At 74.9% G+C, this 16,489-nt stretch carries 15 protein-coding genes, 1 pseudogene and 1 riboswitch; of the genes and pseudogenes, 4 read left to right on the forward strand and 12 right to left on the reverse strand.

Features of this window, described 5'->3' with window-relative positions:
* Window positions 1-13: 13 nt before the first annotated feature.
* Window positions 14-206, reverse strand: a riboswitch (cobalamin riboswitch).
* Between the two features lie 81 nt (window positions 207-287).
* Together ACWDRR_RS04485 and ACWDRR_RS04490 are read left to right on the forward strand one after the other, a co-directional pair.
* A pseudogene (locus ACWDRR_RS04485) lies at window positions 288-629 on the forward strand (ArsR/SmtB family transcription factor); the annotation flags it as partial.
* A gap of 209 nt (window positions 630-838) precedes the next feature.
* Window positions 839-2,527: a hypothetical protein gene (locus ACWDRR_RS04490; protein ID WP_449770689.1), complete on the forward strand. Its 1,689-nt coding sequence runs from the start codon at window positions 839-841 to the stop codon at window positions 2,525-2,527.
* 129 nt (window positions 2,528-2,656) lie between these two features.
* Here the strand turns inward: ACWDRR_RS04490 and ACWDRR_RS04495 are convergent, their stop codons facing one another.
* From ACWDRR_RS04495 to ACWDRR_RS04505, 3 genes are all read right to left on the reverse strand, one after another.
* Entirely contained in the window at window positions 2,657-4,708 is a 2,052-nt protein-coding gene (locus tag ACWDRR_RS04495) for a hypothetical protein (RefSeq protein ID WP_449770690.1), read from the reverse strand.
* A gap of 106 nt (window positions 4,709-4,814) precedes the next feature.
* Window positions 4,815-5,294 carry an SRPBCC family protein gene (locus tag ACWDRR_RS04500; RefSeq protein WP_449770691.1) on the reverse strand — a complete coding sequence of 160 codons (480 nt, stop codon included), beginning with the start codon at window positions 5,292-5,294 and terminating at the stop codon, window positions 4,815-4,817.
* Complete coding sequence (locus tag ACWDRR_RS04505) at window positions 5,291-5,821, reverse strand: RNA polymerase sigma factor (RefSeq protein WP_449770692.1); 531 nt, start codon at window positions 5,819-5,821, stop codon at window positions 5,291-5,293. Before ACWDRR_RS04505 ends, ACWDRR_RS04500 begins: the two co-directional genes overlap by 4 nt.
* 139 nt (window positions 5,822-5,960) lie before the next feature.
* Between ACWDRR_RS04505 and ACWDRR_RS04510 the strand changes: the two genes are divergently transcribed.
* On the forward strand, window positions 5,961-6,479 hold the full coding sequence (locus tag ACWDRR_RS04510) for a DUF3995 domain-containing protein (RefSeq protein WP_449770693.1): 519 nt from the start codon (window positions 5,961-5,963) through the stop codon (window positions 6,477-6,479).
* 14 nt (window positions 6,480-6,493) lie between these two features.
* On the opposite strand, the gene ACWDRR_RS04515 is transcribed toward ACWDRR_RS04510, so the two are convergent.
* The 8 genes from ACWDRR_RS04515 to mltG (ACWDRR_RS04550) all read right to left on the reverse strand — a co-directional run bounded on the left by ACWDRR_RS04515 (window position 6,494) and on the right by mltG (ACWDRR_RS04550) (window position 14,459).
* On the reverse strand, window positions 6,494-7,303 hold the full coding sequence (locus ACWDRR_RS04515; RefSeq protein ID WP_449770694.1) for an Fpg/Nei family DNA glycosylase: 810 nt from the start codon (window positions 7,301-7,303) through the stop codon (window positions 6,494-6,496).
* 132 nt (window positions 7,304-7,435) lie between these two features.
* Window positions 7,436-8,386 carry an AAA family ATPase gene (locus ACWDRR_RS04520; RefSeq protein ID WP_449770695.1) on the reverse strand — a complete coding sequence of 317 codons (951 nt, stop codon included), beginning with the start codon at window positions 8,384-8,386 and terminating at the stop codon, window positions 7,436-7,438.
* A gap of 137 nt (window positions 8,387-8,523) precedes the next feature.
* On the reverse strand, window positions 8,524-8,952 hold the full coding sequence (aroQ, locus tag ACWDRR_RS04525) for a type II 3-dehydroquinate dehydratase (protein WP_449770801.1): 429 nt from the start codon (window positions 8,950-8,952) through the stop codon (window positions 8,524-8,526).
* Window positions 8,953-8,960: 8 nt separating this feature from the next.
* Window positions 8,961-10,049: a 3-dehydroquinate synthase gene (gene aroB, locus ACWDRR_RS04530; RefSeq protein WP_449770696.1), complete on the reverse strand. Its 1,089-nt coding sequence runs from the start codon at window positions 10,047-10,049 to the stop codon at window positions 8,961-8,963.
* Window positions 10,042-10,563: a shikimate kinase gene (locus ACWDRR_RS04535; protein WP_449770697.1), complete on the reverse strand. Its 522-nt coding sequence runs from the start codon at window positions 10,561-10,563 to the stop codon at window positions 10,042-10,044. Before ACWDRR_RS04535 ends, aroB begins: the two co-directional genes overlap by 8 nt.
* Entirely contained in the window at window positions 10,560-11,744 is a 1,185-nt protein-coding gene (gene aroC / locus ACWDRR_RS04540) for a chorismate synthase (protein ID WP_449770698.1), read from the reverse strand. Before aroC ends, ACWDRR_RS04535 begins: the two co-directional genes overlap by 4 nt.
* Window positions 11,745-12,163: 419 nt before the next feature.
* Entirely contained in the window at window positions 12,164-12,994 is an 831-nt protein-coding gene (locus ACWDRR_RS04545; protein ID WP_449770699.1) for a shikimate dehydrogenase, read from the reverse strand.
* Window positions 12,995-13,028: 34 nt separating this feature from the next.
* Window positions 13,029-14,459: an endolytic transglycosylase MltG gene (gene mltG / locus ACWDRR_RS04550; protein WP_449770700.1), complete on the reverse strand. Its 1,431-nt coding sequence runs from the start codon at window positions 14,457-14,459 to the stop codon at window positions 13,029-13,031.
* Between mltG (ACWDRR_RS04550) and ACWDRR_RS04555 the strand changes: the two genes are divergently transcribed.
* The gene (locus tag ACWDRR_RS04555) at window positions 14,418-15,011 is read left to right on the forward strand and encodes a hypothetical protein (RefSeq protein ID WP_449770701.1); all 594 of its coding nucleotides are present in this window, start codon (window positions 14,418-14,420) and stop codon (window positions 15,009-15,011) included. The two genes, mltG (ACWDRR_RS04550) and ACWDRR_RS04555, sit on opposite strands and share 42 nt — an antisense overlap.
* 148 nt (window positions 15,012-15,159) lie before the next feature.
* On the opposite strand, the gene mltG (ACWDRR_RS04560) is transcribed toward ACWDRR_RS04555, so the two are convergent.
* The gene (gene mltG / locus ACWDRR_RS04560; RefSeq protein WP_449770702.1) at window positions 15,160-16,416 is read right to left on the reverse strand and encodes an endolytic transglycosylase MltG; all 1,257 of its coding nucleotides are present in this window, start codon (window positions 16,414-16,416) and stop codon (window positions 15,160-15,162) included.
* Window positions 16,417-16,489 lie beyond the last annotated feature (73 nt).

Here is a 16,489-nt window from a genome sequence, read left to right on the forward strand (position 1 = left end):
CCTCGTGGAAAGTCGTTCGTGAGATGCCGTGGCCGGTCTCCTGGCTTACGGGGCTTCCGCACCCGCCTTCCCGGGCGCGCGGGGCACCCAGTGGCGTCGTGGGCACGGACGACTCCCCCGATCACAGTGGCGAGGGCCGCTCCGGACTCCGGGCTCCTGAGAGCCCGTCACCGGTCTTCCCGAGCACCACGGCGGGCAACACCGTAGGTGCCCCCGCCGCACCCTTGCAAGGCTGCGCACCTGCGCAGGTGTCCGGAATCACAGGCCCGGGCTGCGAGAATGTCCGCATGCATCTCGTACCGGCCGACCGCGCGGGCCACCGCACCATCGACGGACACCGGGTCTGCGAGGCCATCGCCGCGATCGGCGACCCCGGGCACGTCCGGTCCTGGGCCGAGCGGTTCTCACTGCTCGCCGACCCCGGCCGGCTCGCCCTGCTGCTCGCCCTGCACCGGGCCGGCCCGCTCGCCGTCACCGACCTGGCGGTCGCCACCGGCATGCGCGACCCGGCCGTCTCCCAGGCGCTGCGACTGCTGCGCACGGCGGGTGTGGTCACCGGCGACAAGGACGGACGGGTGGTGCGCTACCGGCTGCTGGACGAGGCGATGCGCCCCCTGCTCGATGCGTGCGCCGCCGCCGAGCACCACGAGCCGGCCGAGGCGCCCGAACACCGCGAGCGCGGACACCGCGAGCCCACCGCGGCGGCCGACCCGCACGAGCCCGGACACCACGAGCCGGGACATCACGACCCCGGGCGCCACCGGCCCACCGCCGCGGCCGGCTGACCCGCCGTCCGGTCAACCGCCCCGGTCCGGGCCCGGGTGAGTACGATCTTCGTGTGCTGATCCGCCGCAGGCCCCGGGCCCGGACCTGGCCCGACGACGACCGCTGGAACACCCGGCCGGTCGAGGCACGCGTCCTGGCGGTCGTCCGCACCCTCACCTCCGCCACCCGCGTGCTCGACGTGCTCAGCCTGCTCCGCGACCGCGACGGCATCCGCTTCTACCTCACCGTCAACCCCGGCTCGGCCTTCACCGCCGGGCTCGACGCCTTCCTGCACGGCCTGCCCGGATTCACCGTCCTGGACTGGCCGGAGGCCACCCGCCACCGCTTCGACCTCGCCGTCGCCTGCGCCGTCCACTCCTCGATGGGCCGGCTGGACGCCCCGCTGATCGTCCTGCCGCACGGCGCCGGCTACAACCGCCTGGTGCGCCAGTCCACCGGGGACACCGTCACCGCCGCCGGCCTCTCCCGGCGTGAACTGACCTACCGCGGGCAGGTGTTCGTCGACGTCCTCGGCCTCTCCCACGAGGAGCAGCTGGACCGGCTGCGGATCTCCTGCCCCGAGGCGCTGCCGCACGCGCGGGTGGTCGGCGACCCGTGCTTCGACCGGATGCTGGGCAGCCTCGCCGCCCGGGACGCCTACCGCGCCGCCCTCGGCGCGGTGGACGGCCGCCGGCTCGTGGTGGTCAACTCCACCTGGAGCGAGCACTCGCTGTTCGGCCGCCACCCCCGGCTGCCGCTGCGCCTGGTCGGCCAACTCCCCGCCGACGAGTACGCGGTGGCCGTCGTCCTGCACCCCAACATCTGGGCCCGGCACGACCCGCAGGCGCTGCTCGCCGCCGCCGAACGCTCCGGGCTCCGGCTCGTCCCGCCGCACCAGGGCTGGCAGGCCGCCCTGGTCGCCGCCGACTGCCTGATCGGCGACCACGGCTCGGTCTCCTTCTACGGCGCCGCCCTGGAACGCCACACCCTGCTGGTCGCCACCGGCGCCGACGAACTCGACCCGCACTCCCCCGGCTACGCCTTCGGCCAGAGCGCCCCGCCGCTCGATCCCGACGGCGACCTGCTCGCCCAGCTCGAACAGGCCGTGGCGCAGCACGATCCGGCGGCGCTGCGCCCGGTCACCGACCGCTCGCTCGGCCGGCGCGGCCGGTCGGCCCGGCTGCTGCGCCCGCTGCTCTACTCCTACCTGCCCCGCCTGGACGAACCGGCCGACGAACCCCGCCTGCCGCCCTACCCCGAACCGCGACCGCTGCCGGGGAGCACCCGCGGCCCGTCGGCGTACGACGTGACGGGGACGGTCTCGGGCACCGAGGTCTGCCTGCGGCGCTACCCCGTCGGGCCGGACCACGGGCCCGCCCGCGGGATCTACGCCGTCCGCGCCGACGAAGGGCGGCTCGAACTGCGCGACGTCGCCGAGGTGCTGGCCCGTACCGAGGTCCGGGCCGAACTGCCCGCCGAACGCTGGCTGGCCGACGCCTTCCGCTCCCCGGGGCTCGGCCTGGCGGTGGCCGCCCTCGGCACGAGCCGCCACCTGCTGCGCCTGCCCGCGGGCCTGCTGCTGGAGGCACACGCCGAGCGGCCGTGGGGGGCGCCGAAGCCGCTGCTCGACCCGCTGCTGCTCGGCGCGGCCGTGGCCCTCTGGCTCCAGCAGGGCGGCGACCCGCAGGCGCTGCCGCGGATCGGGCTCACCATCCGCACGGGCGGGCGCCGCGTCCCGGTCACCTTCACCACCCGGCCGTAGCCGCCCGCACCGCGCGCGCCACCCGGCCGTCGCACCCAGGGCGCCTTTGCAAAGCCCCGCCGGGTCCGACGCGACTTTGCAAACACGCCCTACGCCCCGCCGGGTCCGACCCGACTTTGCAAACACGCCCTACGCCCCGCCGGCACCCGGCGGCCCGCCGAGGACGCCCGCCCGCTCGCGCAGCTCCCGCAGCCGGGCCCGGGCGCCGGCGGCCAGCTCCACGTCGCCGAGCTCGTCCGCCAGTTCGGCGAGCAGCTCGCGGGCCTGGGCCTCCTTGACGAGCTCGCCGCGCCCGGCGGCCCGGTCCGCGGCCGAGGAGACCAGCCGCGCGGCTTCGTCCGGCCGCCCCAGCGCCCGGTGCGCCCGGCCCCGGACCAGCGGCAGCTTCACCAGCATCGAGCGGTCCCCCGTCTCCTCGGCCAGGGCGGTCGCCTCGTCCAGGACGGCCAGGGCCGCCGCCGCTCGGCCGGCCGCGATCAGCGCCTGGCCGAGCTGGTAGCTCTGCACCACCACGCCGTGCGCGTCCCCCGCATTGGCCTCCCGGGCCCGGGTGAACAGCTCCACCGCCCGCTCCGGCCGGCCGTCGGCCAGGCAGAGCAGCCCCTCCGTCTCGACCAGCACACCGGCGAGGCGCGGGTCGTCCACCAGCGGCAGCAGCTCGCCCGCGGCGGCCAACTGCTCGGCCGCCGCCGGGTACCGGCCCAGCTCGTAGTGGGCCCGGGCGAGCTGGTTGCGCATCCGGATCCCGGCGTCCGGGCGGTTGTCCCACTGCGCCGCCTCGACGCCCAGGAGGTGGGAGGCGATCCAGTCGCCGTAGTGCTTGCGGCCGTGGTACAGCGGCCAGAGCGACTCGCAGAGCCGCCAGACCTCGCCGTGCCAGCCCTGCTCGGCGGCCGCCGTCAGGACCGCCAGCAGATCGGCCCGCTCGACCTGCAGCCAGGCCATCGCCCCGGCCGGGTCGGCGAAGCCGGGCAGGGACGGCTCCGGGGGCTCCTGCAGCCTCAGCCGGTCGCCGAGGATCGCCCGGTCGGCCACCGCGGCCCGGCCCCGGTAGTACGCCACGATCCGCCGCAGCAGCTCCTGGCGCTCCGGATCGGCCTGCGCATGCCGCCGGGCGTGCAGCCGGACCAGGTCGTGGGTGCGGTAGCGCTCCCCCGGCTCGGGGGTCTCGTCCGCCACCGGGCGCAGCAGGTGGGCCCGCACGAGGTCGCCCAGCGCCTCGCCGGCCTGCTCGACGCCGGCCGCCTCGGCCAGCTCCGGGGTGAGGTGCCAGCCGGGGTGCAGCCCCAGCAGGTGGTAGAGCCGGCGGGTGTGCGCCGGGAAGTGCGCGTACACGGCCTCGAACGGTTCGACCACGGAACCCTCCCGGTGCTCGATCGCCGCCAGCCGGCCGCCCTCGTCGGTCAGCTCGGCCAGCACCCGCTCCACCGGCAGCCCGCCGCGGGTGATCAGCTCGGACCCGACCGCCTGGAGTGCCAGCGGCAGCCCGCCGCAGAGCCGGACCAGGTCGTGGAGCTGGTCCTCGGTGCCCCGCCCGGGGCCGAGCCAGCTGCGGACCAGGGCCGAGCCGGCCGCCGGGAGCAGCGGTTCGACGTCGAGCAGGGTCGCGCCCACCAGGGCGAGGCCCGGCAGCCGTGCCCGGCCGGTGACCACGACCAGCCCGGCCGTCGGGAGCAGCGCCCGGACCTCCGAGGCGTGTTCGACGTTGTCGAGGAAGACCAGCAGTCCGCCCGCCGAGGTGACCGTGCGGAACAGCGCCGCCCGCTCGGGCAGCCGCTCGGGCACGAAGTCCCGGTGGACGCCGAGCGCCCGCAGGAAGCCGCCCAGGACCTCGCCGAGATCGACGCCGCCCTGGTGGCGGACGGTGGTGAGATCCGCGTACAGCTGACCGCTCGGGAAGACCGGGGCGTGCTGCTCGGCCCAGCGCGCGACGACCTCGGTCTTGCCGACGCCGCCGAGCCCGGTCAGCGCGACGACGGACGGGCGCAGCGGATCGGCCGCCTCCAGCGCGGCGGTCAGCGCGGCGAGTTCCGCGCCGCGGTTGACGAACGCACCGCTGGAGGGCCGGATCTGGCGGGGCACCCCCGCGGGCGGCGCCGGCGCCTGGACGAAGGTGTGCGCCTGCACCACGCTTCCGTACACCGTGCCCGACACGATGTTGGCCGCCTCGTAGCCGTCCATCCGCCCGCTCCCTCCGTGCCGGACCAAGAGCCTTCGACGCATGGGGGCGGCTTCACCCACCCCGCGTGTCGAAGGCTCCAAGCCTACGGCGGATCCTGAACCCGCATCATCCCTCCCGCACCAGCCGGGCGAACCGGTGCAGCGAACGCCGGGCCAGCGGGTCCGTGGCGGGGCGCAGCACGCCGCCGACCACGCCGCCGGCCGGCACGCGGAAGGCGCCGAGGAAGGCGAAGCGCGTGCCGTCCGGCTCGGCCCGGGCCGCCATGCCGCCGAGCAGGAACCGGCTGCGCATCAGACACCAGCCGGGCTCCAGCTCGACGTCGAAGCGGGCCCGCAGCCTGCTCCGGCCGATCACCAGGGCCTGCCGGCGACCGCCCTCCCGGGGTGCGGCGAGCCGGACCTCGCGGATGTCCGGCAGCCAGCGCGGCAGCCCGTCCTCCAGGTCGGCCGCGGCGGCCCAGACCCGGTCGAACGGCGCGTCCAGCAAGGTCTCCCGGACGGCGGCGCCGGGGGTGACGGCGGCGATCACGTGCAGCCGGCGCACCGGGTCGAAGCCGGCCACCGGCCAGGGGGTCTGCGTGCTCACTGCTGCCACGCCCTTCGGAAGCTGAGTCGGGCCCGGGACAGCCGGGACTTCACGGTGCCGGTCGCCACGCCCAGCAGCTCGGCGGTGGAGCGCTCGTCCAGGCCTTCGAGGTCGCGCAGCACCAGGACGGCCCGGTGCTCCGGCGTCAGCCGGGCCAGCACGTCCTCGATGTCGGTGGCGAGCTGCGGGTCGCCCGGGCGCGGCAGCTCCGACAGGTCGGCGGGGACGCAGTGCGCGACCCGCCGGACGTGCCGGACGGCCTCCCGGACCGCGATCGAGCGGACCCAGCCGAACAGCGCGGCCGGCTCCCGGAGCTGGCGCAGCTTGCGGAAGACCGCGATCAGCGCCTCCTGGGTGGCGTCGGCGCCGTCGTCCAGCGCGATCGGGCCGCAGAGCCGGCGCACGTACGGCGTCACCAGCTCCAGCAGTTCGCCGACGGCCAGCTGGTCGCCCCGCTGGGCGGCGCGCACCAGCGCGGCGAGGTCCGGCTCGGCCGGGGCGGCATCGGGTTCTTCGGGACCATCCACATCCGGGTCAGAGGCCCCGAACCGGCCGGAGGTTCCCTCGCTCCCGCGACGTGCGGGTGTGACGCTCGCCACCGGAACGTCCGCGTGCCCGGCCGGCTCCTGCGGGGTGACACACCGTCGAGGATTCCAGGAGGACTCCGTGAACCGCCACCGCATCTGCGCACTCACCGTGGCCGGCGTGCTCGCCGCCGACGGCCTGCTGCACGTCTACTGGGCCACCGGCAGCACCTGGCCCGCGCCGGACCCCGTGTCGCTCTCGCACGCGGTGCTCAACGCCGAGGTGCCGTTCACCCCGCGCGTGGTGCTGCCGCTGGCCGCCCTGCTGTTCTCCGGCGCGACCGTGGTGCTGGCCGACGGCGGGCTGCTCGACGGCGCGGCACGGCGACTGCCCGGCGTCGTGCTGCGCTGGGGGCCGCGCGCGGTGGCCGGCGGGCTGCTCGTGCGGGGGCTGGCCGGGCTGGTCTGGGCGAGCGGGATCGGCACCGAGGCCGGCTCGGCCTTCCACCGGCTCAACCTGGCGCTCTACACCCCGCTCTGCCTGGCCGGCGCGGCCGCCGCCGCGGCGGTGGCCCGGGGGCCGAGGCCCGCACCCGGCCGCCCCGCGGGCGGCGGCCCGACGACGGGCCGCCAGGCCCGCCAGGCCCGCCAGGCCCGCTAGGCCCGCTAGGCCCGCTAGGCCCGCTGGCAGCCGGGGCACCAGAACAGGTTGCGCGCGGCGTGCTGCTCCGTCCGCACGTCGGTGCCGCAGACCAGACAGGGCATGGCGGCCCGGCGGTAGACGTAGACCTCGCCGCCGTGGTCGTCCACCCGCGGGGGCCGGCCCATCGCCTCGGGGGTGTGCTCGGGGCGGACGGTGTCGATCCGCCCCGCGCCGACGCCCTCGCGCATCAGCGCGACCAGATCGGCCCAGACGGCCTCCCACTCGGCCCGGGTGAGGTCGCGCCCAGCCCGGTGCGGGCTGATGCCGTGGCGGAACAGCACCTCGGCGCGGTACACGTTGCCGACGCCGGCCAGCACCTTCTGGTCCATCAGCAGCGCCGCGACCGTCGTCCGGCTGCCGGACACCCGCCGCCAGGCGAGCTCCGGATCGGCGTCGGTGCGCAGCGGATCGGGACCGAGGCGGGCGGCGACGGCGGCCTTCTCGGCGCCGGTGATCAGCGCGCAGGTGTTCGGGCCGCGCAGGTCGGCATGGGCGTCGTCGTTCCGCAGCCGCAGCCGGACCAGGCCGACCGGCTCGGGTGCGGGGCCGTCGCCGAAGGTGAATCCGCCGTAGAGGCCGAGGTGGATGTGCACCCAGGAGCCGCCCTCGAAGCCGAGGAAGAGGTGCTTGCCGATGGCCTCCGCCCCGGTCAGCACCTGGCCGTCGACCAGCGCGGCGCCGTCGGCGAAGCGGCCCTGCGGGCTGCTCGCCCGGACCGGCCGGCCGCCGAAGGTTCTGGCGTTCTCGGCGGCGAGGCGGTGGATGATGTGGCCTTCCGGCACGGGCGTCGGCTCCCCCGGGTGGTCGAACAGGACGCGTCCATCATCGCAGCCGGCACCGACAGGCCGGCGGCGCGAGGCCCGCAGCACGAGCGGCCGGGAGCCCGGGCCGGCCGGGGCTCGGCGGACCGGGGCTCAGCGGACCGGGATGCCCATCAGCCGGGCCAGGATCACCCGGTCCAGCTCGGCGGCGGTGGCGGCGACGTCCAGGTGGGAGTTGTCGATGATCGGCAGCCCGGAGTTGTACCAGCCGGCCATCCGCCCGTGGATCCGGGCCACCTCCTCGTCGCTCAGCCGCCGGTTGCCGCTGCGCCGGGCGTTGCGGCTCAGCACGGAGTCGAGGCTGGGCAGCAGCACGACCGGGATCATCCCGGGCCCGATGTGCCGCTTCCAGCCGCCGAGGCCGATCGCCGGGCGGTCCGGGAAGACCGCGTCGTCGATGATGCAGGAGATGCCGTTGGCCAGGTAGTTGCGGCAGGCGAAGCCACAGGTACGGCGGGCCAGCCGGTACTGCGCCTCGGACGCGTTGTTCCAGCCGGACTGCGGGTTGGCGAAGCCGGACTGCACCCACTCGCGGACGTCGTCGAGGCTGATGTGGGCGGTGGGCGTGGGCCGTCGCTCGGCCCAGTGCCGGGCGACGGTGGTCTTGCCGGCGCCGGCCGGGCCGATCAGCAGCACGGCGAGCGGGCCCGACGGCGTGTGCGGCTGCGGCGGGTGGGTCGGGAGCTGGACGGGCGAGCCGGAGGGCAGCAGGAAGTGCCCGGTGGCACCGGCGGGAACCGGTGCGGGCGCGGCGGGAGCCGACGGCGGGACCGGCCGCGCGGGCGGCGCGGCGGGACCCACCGGGGCGCCGGCGGGCGGCGCGGCCGGCCGGCCGGCGTACGGGGGCCGGCCGTCGGGCTCGCGCGCGGGCTGGGTCGCACCGTGGCGGACGGACTGGCCCGCTGCCTGCGGTACTCCGCGGGACGCGCCCGGCGCGGCACCGGCGGGCGGTGCGGTGGTGGCGCTGCCGGGGTACGGCGGGGCCGGCGGAGCGACGGGACGTGGGGGGACCTGTCCACCCCCGGCGTACTGCGTCACGGTCACCTCCCGACTTCTTTCAGCGGGGACACTACACGGCGGCCCCGCAGCCGGCACAGTCCGCCGCCGGGCCGCTGACGAGGGCCGGAGTACCGGACCGGGCCGGCCGCGGCCGGGCCGATCCGGTACCCGGGCCCCGGGTGTCAGCCTGTGGTGAGCTGCCCGCCGAGGGCCCGCAGGGCCAGCTCGTACGAGCCGAGGCCGAAGCCGGCGATGGTGCCGGAGGCGACGGCGGCGATCACCGAGGTGTGCCGGAAGGTCTCCCGGGCGTACGGGTTGGAGATGTGCACCTCGATCAGCGGGGCGGTCCGCTGGGCGGCGGCGTCGCGCATCGCGTACGAGTAGTGGGTGAAGGCGCCCGGGTTGATCACCACGGGCACCGCGCCGTCGGCGGCCTCGTGCAGCCACTCCACCATCTGCTGCTCGGAGTTGGTCTCGTGCACCTCGACCTCGAAGCCGAGCTCCTTGCCGAGCGCGGTGCAGCGCTCGACCAGCCCGGCGTAGGAGGTGGCGCCGTAGACGTCCGGCTCACGGCTGCCGAGCCGGCCGAGGTTGGGGCCGTTGAGCACCATCACCCGGGTCACGAGGAGACCTCCGCGTAGGCGCCGACCAGCAGGGACGGGTCGGGGCCCTCCAGCATGGAGGTCCGGCCGAGGCCGTCCAGGACGATGAAGCGCAGCAGGTCGCCGCGCGACTTCTTGTCGATCTTCATGGCGTCCAGCAGCTTCGGCCAGGCGTCCGCGCGGTAGCTCAGCGGCAGGCCGACCGAGGCCAGCACGGTACGGTGCCGGTCGGCCGTCTCGTCGTCCAACCGGCCCGCCAGGCGGCCGAGTTCGGCGGCGAAGACCATGCCGATGGAGATCGCCGCGCCGTGCCGCCACTTGTAGCGCTCGTTGCGCTCGATGGCGTGGCCGAGGGTGTGGCCGTAGTTGAGGATCTCGCGCCGGCCGGACTCCTTGAGATCTCCGGAGACCACGTCGGCCTTGACCTGGACGGCCCGCCGGATCAGCTCGACGGTGTGCGGCCCGGCCGGGCTCCTGGCGCCCTCCGGGTCCGCCTCGATCAGGTCGAGGATGACCGGGTCGGCGATGAAGCCGCACTTGATGACCTCGGCGAGACCGGAGACGTAGTCGTGCTTGGGCACGGTCTCCAGGGTGTCGAGATCGGCCAGCACGCCCACCGGCGGGTGGAAGGAGCCGACCATGTTCTTGCCCTCGGCGATGTTGATGCCGGTCTTGCCGCCCACCGCCGCGTCGACCATGCCGAGCAGCGTGGTGGGCATGGCGACCCAGCGCACCCCGCGCAGCCAGGTGGCGGCCACGAAGCCGGCCAGGTCGGTGGTGGTGCCGCCGCCGAGGCCGACGATCACATCGCTGCGGGTGAAGCCGGTCTGGCCGAGCACCGACCAGCAGTACGCGGCGACCTCGGCGCTCTTGGCGTCCTCGGCGTTGGGCACCTGGAGGACGATCGCCTCGTAGCCCTCGCCGAGCAGGTCCTCACGGATGGCGTCCGCGGTGGCGGCCAGCCCCTCGGGGTGGATCAGTGCGACCCGCTTGGCCTGGGTGCCGATCAGCGGCCCCAGCTCGCCGAGCAGTCGGTGTCCGATCAGCACGTCGTACGGGTCGTGGCCGGCATTGCCACCGACGTGAATCCTGACGATGTCACTCATGGGGGGTCTTCAGCTCCAGTGCTTCCATTACGGCGTCCGCGACCTGCCCGGGGGTGCGGCCCGCGGTGTCGACGACGGCGGTGGCCACCTCCAGGTACAGGGGCCGACGCGCCTCCATCAACTCACGCCAACGCGCCCGGGGATTGACCGCCAGCAACGGACGCGGCGCGTCCAGCCCCACCCGCCGGACGGCGTCCGCCAGCGGGACCTCCAGGAACACCACCGGCAGGTCGTGCAGCAGTGCCCGGGTCGCCTCGGCCATCACCGCTCCGCCGCCCAGCGCCAGCACACCCTCGTGGCTCTGTGCGGCGCTGCGCACGGCGGCCGTCTCCAGCTCGCGGAAGTGCGGCTCGCCCTCGTCGATGAAGATCTCCGGAATGGGCTTGCCCGCCGACTGCTCGACGTCGGCGTCGGTGTCCCGGAACCCGACGCCCAGGCGCTCGGCGAGGTCCCGCCCGACGGTGGACTTGCCACTGCCGGGCGGGCCGACCAGCACCACCAGGGGGGCGGTCATCGGACGATCAGGTTGTCCAGGTACCCCTGGACGTTGCGGCGGGTCTCGGAGACGTGGTCGCCACCGAACTTCTCGCTCACCGCGTCGGCCAGCACCAGCGCCACCATCGCCTCCGCGACGATCCCGGCGGCCGGCACGGCGCAGACGTCGGAGCGCTGGTGGTGCGCCTTGGCCGGCTCGCCGGTGCGCACGTCCAGGGTCTGCAGGGCGCGCGGCACGGTGGCGATCGGCTTCATCGCCGCCCGGACCCGCAGCAGCTCGCCGGTGGACAGGCCGCCCTCGGTGCCGCCCGAGCGGCCGGAGGTCCGCTTGATCCCGTCGGCCGTCGGCACGATCTCGTCGTGCGCCTGCGAACCGGGCACCCGGGCCAGCTCGAAGCCGTCGCCGACCTCGACGCCCTTGATCGCCTGGATGCCCATCAGCGCGGCGGCCAGCCGCGCGTCCAGCCGGCGGTCCCAGTGCACGTGCGAACCGAGGCCGACCGGCACGTTGTAGGCCAGCACCTCGACCACACCGCCCAGGGTGTCGCCGTCCTTGTGGGCCTGGTCGATCTCGGCGACCATCGCCTTCGAGGCGTCCTGGTCCAGGCAGCGCACCGGGTCGGCGTCCAGCCGCGCCTCGTCCGAGGGCAGCGGCAGCACCCCGGCCGGAGCCTTCGCGGCGGCCAGCTCGACCACGTGGCTGACGATCTCGATCCCGCAGGTCTCCTTGAGGTACGCGCGGGCGACGGCGCCGAGCGCGACCCGGGCGGCCGTCTCCCGGGCGCTGGCGCGCTCCAGGATCGGGCGGGCCTCGTCGATCGAGTACTTCTGCATGCCCGCCAGGTCGGCGTGGCCCGGACGCGGCCGGGTCAGCGCCTCGTTGCGGGCCAGACCGGCCAGCACCTCCGGGTCGACCGGGTCGGCCGACATGACCTGCTCCCACTTCGGCCACTCGGTGTTGCCGACCATGACCGCCACCGGGCTGCCCATGGTCTCCCCGTGCCGGACCCCGCCCAGGAAGGTGACCTCGTCCTGCTCGAACTTCATCCGGGCGCCGCGGCCGTAACCCAGCCGGCGGCGCGCGAGCGCGTCGGCCACCACCTCGGTGGTCACCGGAACGCCGGCGGGCAGGCCCTCCAGCGTCGCGACGAGTGCGGGGCCGTGCGACTCCCCCGCCGTCAGCCAGCGCAACGTACCCAACGGAGCTCCTTCGTCAGCGGACCGGCCACGGCCCCTGCCGCAGCCCGCCCGGGCGTTCCTTCTCCCTTGAATCCTTTCATGCCGTCGGCGTGCCCGGGAGCAGAGTCCGGGTGACGGACAGCAACCGGTCGACCCTCGGACGCGGTGCACGGGGGCGGCCGCCGGACGACCCGGGCACGGCCGGGCCGCACCGGCGGAGCACCGGCCCGCGGCGCGCACCGGCGCAGGCGGCACCGGACCCCGGCCCGGCACGACACGCCGTCCTGGCACGACACGCCCAGGTGACACGGCACGCTGTCAGGGCACGAACTGCCGTCCTGGCACGACACGCCCAGGTGACACGGCACGCCGTCAGGGCACGAACTGCCGACCTGGCACGACACGCCGTAGTGGCACGATCCGCCACCCCGGCGCCGGCGTCAGCGGGTGGCGAGCGCCGCCTCGCCCGCGGCCCGGATGGCCGCCAGCGGACCGGGCGACCGGCCGGTGAAGCGCTCGTTCTGCAGCACCGCCTGGTGGACGAGCAGGTCCAGACCGCCCAGTACGGCGGCCCCGCGCTCCGCGCAGGCGGCGGCCAGCGCCGTCGGCCACGGGTGGTACAGCACGTCGAACAGCGCACCGGGCGCGGCCGGCAGCGCATCGGCGAACACGTCCGTCGCCCCCGCCGGAGTGGTGGACACGGTGAGCGGCTGCGCGAGCGCCTCGGCGCCCCGCTCCCAGTCGGCGGTCCGCACGGCCACGCCCAGGCGCTCGCCGAGCTCGGCCATCTCCCGGGCCCGCTCCGCACTGCGGACGTAGACCGTCACCTCGCCGGTGCAGATCTGGGCGAGCGCCGCCAGCGCCGACGAAGCCGTCGCCCCGGCACCCAGCACCGCCGCACCCGCCACCTCGGTGATGCCGCGCTCGCGCAGCGCGTTGACCAGGCCCGGGATGTCCGTGTTGTCCCCGGTGCGCCGCCCGTCGGCGGTGAAGACCACCGTGTTCACGGCCTCGACCGAACGCGCGGTCGCGCTGACCTCGTCGAGCAGCGGGATGACCGCCCGCTTCAGCGGCATGGTGAGCGACAGCCCCGCCCACTCGGCCTCGTCCAGACCGTCGAGGAAGGCGGGCAGCCCGGCCTCGTCCACCTCGAAGGCGTCATAGCGCCAGCCGTCCAGCCCGAGCGCCGCGAAGGCGGCCCGGTGCAGGTGCGGCGAGAGCGAGTGGGCGATCGGCGAGCCGAGGACCCCGGCCCGGTGCTTGCTGGTCAACGCTGCTTCTCCGTGAACGACTCGCCCGTCAGGGCTACTTGGTGGTGCAGTGGACGGCCGCCTTGTCGAAGCCCTGACCGGCCGCCTTGCAGTACTCCTCGACGTTGGCCGCGAACTCCTTGTCCGTCTCCGAGAAGCGGGTGGTCTTCGGGTCCATCGCGATGAAGTACAGCCACTTCCCGTCCGCGGGGTTCAGCACCGCGTTGAGGGCCGCGTCACCCGGGTTGGAGATCGGCCCCGGCGGCAGGCCCGCGTTGACGTAGGTGTTGTACTTGTTGGAGCCGTCGTTGATGTCCTTCTTGTCCAGCGTCTTGCGGCCCAACGCGTACTGCAGCGTGGTGTCCATGCCGAGCTTGCCGTCGATCTTGCCCTTGTCGGCCAGCCGGTTCTGGATGGTCCTCGCCATCTTGGCGAAGTCCTCCGGGTTGTTGCCCTCGGCCTGCAGGATGCTCGCCTCGATGACCACCTCGTAGCCGGTCTTGAGGCCGATCTTGGAGGCGTCCGCGTCCAGGCCCGCATAGCGGTCGACGGCGTTCTTGACCATCTGCTTGAGCAGGTCCTCGGGCTTCATGCCCGCGGCGATCGAGTAGCGGGCCGGCCAGAGGAAGCCCTCGATGTTGCCGCCGGCGTACGCGGGCAGGCCGAGGTTGGCGACCTGGGCCTTGGCCACGTCGGCCGTGGTGCCCTTGGCCAGCTGCAGCTTCTCGTCGATCTTGGCGTAGGTGGCGGCGGCCGTCAGCCCCTCCTGGACGATCAGCTTCTCACCGCCGTTCGCCTCCACCAGGTTGGTGACGGCGGCCTCGCCCGACATCTCCTTGGGCATGGTATAGGTGCCGTACTGGATGGTGGTGCACTTCGGGTTCTTCCCGCACGCCTGGGTGAAGGCCTCGACGCTCTTGACCACGCCGGCCTGCTTCAGCGTCATGCCCATCTGGGCCCCGACGGCACCCTTCTTGATCTCCACCGTGACCGAGCCGCTGCCCTGCCCGGTGAAGTCCGGCGGCGGGCCGAAGTGGTCCTGGTAGAAGCCGTAGCCCCACCAGCCGCCGCCGGCGACGCCACCGAGCATCACCAGGGCGACCAGCAGGCACGCGCCACCGTTGCGGCGGCCGGACTTCTTGCCCTTCTCCTTGCGCTTCTTCTTGCCCTCGCGGGAGTTGTCCTCCTCGCCGAGGAAGCCGCTCTGCTCGTCCTCGCCGTGCTCGGCGAAGTCGTCCTCGTGCCCGTCCCACTCGTCCTCGTCCGGCACCGGCGGCGCCTCGACCGGGCTGCCGCCGGCCTCCAGCGCGGCGGCCTCCGCCTCCCAGTCGATGCCGTCCGGACCGGGCCCGGCCGGGGCCTCGGGCTCCTGGCGACGCCGCCCGGCCCGCCCGCCCTGCGGCTGCCCGCCCGGCTGCTGCGGCGGCACCTGCTGCTGACCGGGGTGCTGCGCCGTCCCGGCCTGGGGCACGCCCGGCTGGGGCACGCCCGGCTGGGGCATCCCGGGCTGCGGGACCCCCTGCTGGGCCGCCTGCTGCTGATACGCCTGCTGCTGGCCCGCCTGCTGCCCCTGGAAGTTCTGCTGCTGCCCGGGGAAACCCTGCTGCGGGTACCCCTGCTGCTGATCCTGGTACCCCTGCCCGCCGGGGAAGCCCTGGCCGCCCTGGCCCTGCTGCGGATAGCCCTGCTGGTCCCCGAAGCCCTGGCCGCCGTACTGCTGCTGCCCCTGCGGGAACTGCTGCCCGCCGCCGTACTGCTGCTGGGGCTGCTGGGGCTGCTGCACCTGGCCGCCGCCCGGGTACCCCTGCTGCGGGTAGCCCTGCTGCGGGTACCCCTGCTGCGCCGGCTGCTGCATCTGCTGCGGGTAACCCTGCTGGTCCGCGAAGCCCTGCCCGCCGTACTGCTGCTGCTGGGGATGCTGCTGCCACTGGCCGTCCGGCTGGCCGGGGACCGGCTGCTGGCCACCGTACCCGGGGTCGCCGGGGTGCCACGGCTCGGAGCCCTGGGGGCCGTAGCCCCGACCCAGATCGGTCATTGATCCCCTTACACCGACGGAGACGGCCGGAGGATCGGACCGGCCGTCCGGGACGGCGTCCCGGCTGATTCTCGAACCGGCGTGCTACTGCATCGCCTGGAGGGAGACGTTACCGTACCGCAGCCGGGCCTCCGGCAGGGCCGATGTCCCCTCACTGCCCGGTCGGAGCGGCCGGCGCACCCGCCGGCTGGCCCGCGGTGGCCTCCGCGGAAGCACCGGCCGAGGCGCTCGCCGACGTGCTCGGCTGCGCGGCCCGGAGGGCGTTGAACTCGGCCACGTTGCGCTGCTGCACCTCGAAGCTGTCGGTGAACCGGGTGTCCCCCGGCTTCACGGTGACGAAGTACAGCCAGTCCCCCTGCGCCGGGTCGACCGCCGCCATGATCGCCTGCCGCCCCGGGTTGCCGATCGGCGTCGGCGGCAGTCCGGTGTGCAGGTAGGTGTTGTACGGGGAGTCCAGCTTGGTCTCGGTCACGGTGGTGTTCAGGGTCGAACGCCCGAGCGCGTAGTTGATCGTGGAGTCCAGCTGCAGCGGCATGTTCTTGGCCAGCCGGTTGTAGATCACCCGGGCCACCTTGGCCATGTCCTCGGTGTTGTCCGCCTCCCCCTGCACCATGCTGGCGATGGTCACCAGCCCGTACAGGCTCTGCCCGAGGTTCTGCGCGACGACCTCCGCGTCGTCCCGGGCGAACTCCTTGCCGGCCCGCTCCACCATCTGCTTCAGCAGGTCCACCGCGGTGGTCTCGTCGGTCACGCTGTACGTCGCGGGGAAGAGGTACCCCTCCGGGCTGCCCTTGGCGAAGTCCGGCAGGCCCAGCTCGCCGCCCTGCTCCTGCGCGGCCCGCTGGGTGGTGCCCTCGGGCAGGTTCAGCTTCTTGTCGATCGCCGTGAAGATCTGGTTGCCGCGCCAGCCCTCGGGGATGGTCAGGCCGTTGGCGTTGGCGGGGTCGACCAGGATCGCCAGCGCGGCGGACGCCGACATCTTCCGCTTCAGCGTGTAGGTGCCGGGCTGGATCCGGCCGGCGGCGGCCGCGCTGCCCTTCGCCGCCCGGGTGAAGGCGAGCGAGCTGGCCACCACACCGTTGCGCACCAGCGCGGAGGCGATCTGGGTGAGCCCGGCGCCCTCGGGCACCGAGACCTGGACGTCACCGGTCCCCGCCCCCGCGTAGTCGGCGGCGGCCGGCGGCTTCTGCTGCCCCTGCAGCCAGCTGTACCCGGCCAGACCGGCGCCGCCGAAGACGACCACGAGGGCGAGCGCCGTCAGCCCGCAGGCGAGCCCGTTGCGCCGGCGGTGCGGATCCGGCGCATCGGGGCGGGGGCGGGGCGCGCCCGGCGGACGACCCTCGGGTTCCAGCACCGGCGCACCGAGGTGGCCGGGCGTGAGCCCGGGCGTGAAGTCCTGGTCGGTCATTGCGCCCCCTCGGCGGTCCCGGAACGAGCAAGGGGCCCGTGCGGACGCGTCCGCACGGGCCCCTTCACCGGGA

It is taken from the genome of Kitasatospora sp. NPDC003701 (genome assembly GCF_053587085.1).

Coding starts and splice junctions, on each gene's coding strand:
- ACWDRR_RS04495 (WP_449770690.1), bottom strand. CDS start 4,708: ATGGACGGCTACGAGGCGGCCAACATCGTGTCGGGCACGGTGTACGGA.
- aroQ (WP_449770801.1), bottom strand. CDS start 8,952: ATGGTGCTCAACGGCCCCAACCTCGGCCGGCTCGGCAGCCGTGAGCCG.
- aroB (WP_449770696.1), bottom strand. CDS start 10,049: ATGAGTGACATCGTCAGGATTCACGTCGGTGGCAATGCCGGCCACGAC.
- ACWDRR_RS04535 (WP_449770697.1), bottom strand. CDS start 10,563: ATGACCGCCCCCCTGGTGGTGCTGGTCGGCCCGCCCGGCAGTGGCAAG.
- mltG (WP_449770702.1), bottom strand. CDS start 16,416: ATGACCGACCAGGACTTCACGCCCGGGCTCACGCCCGGCCACCTCGGT.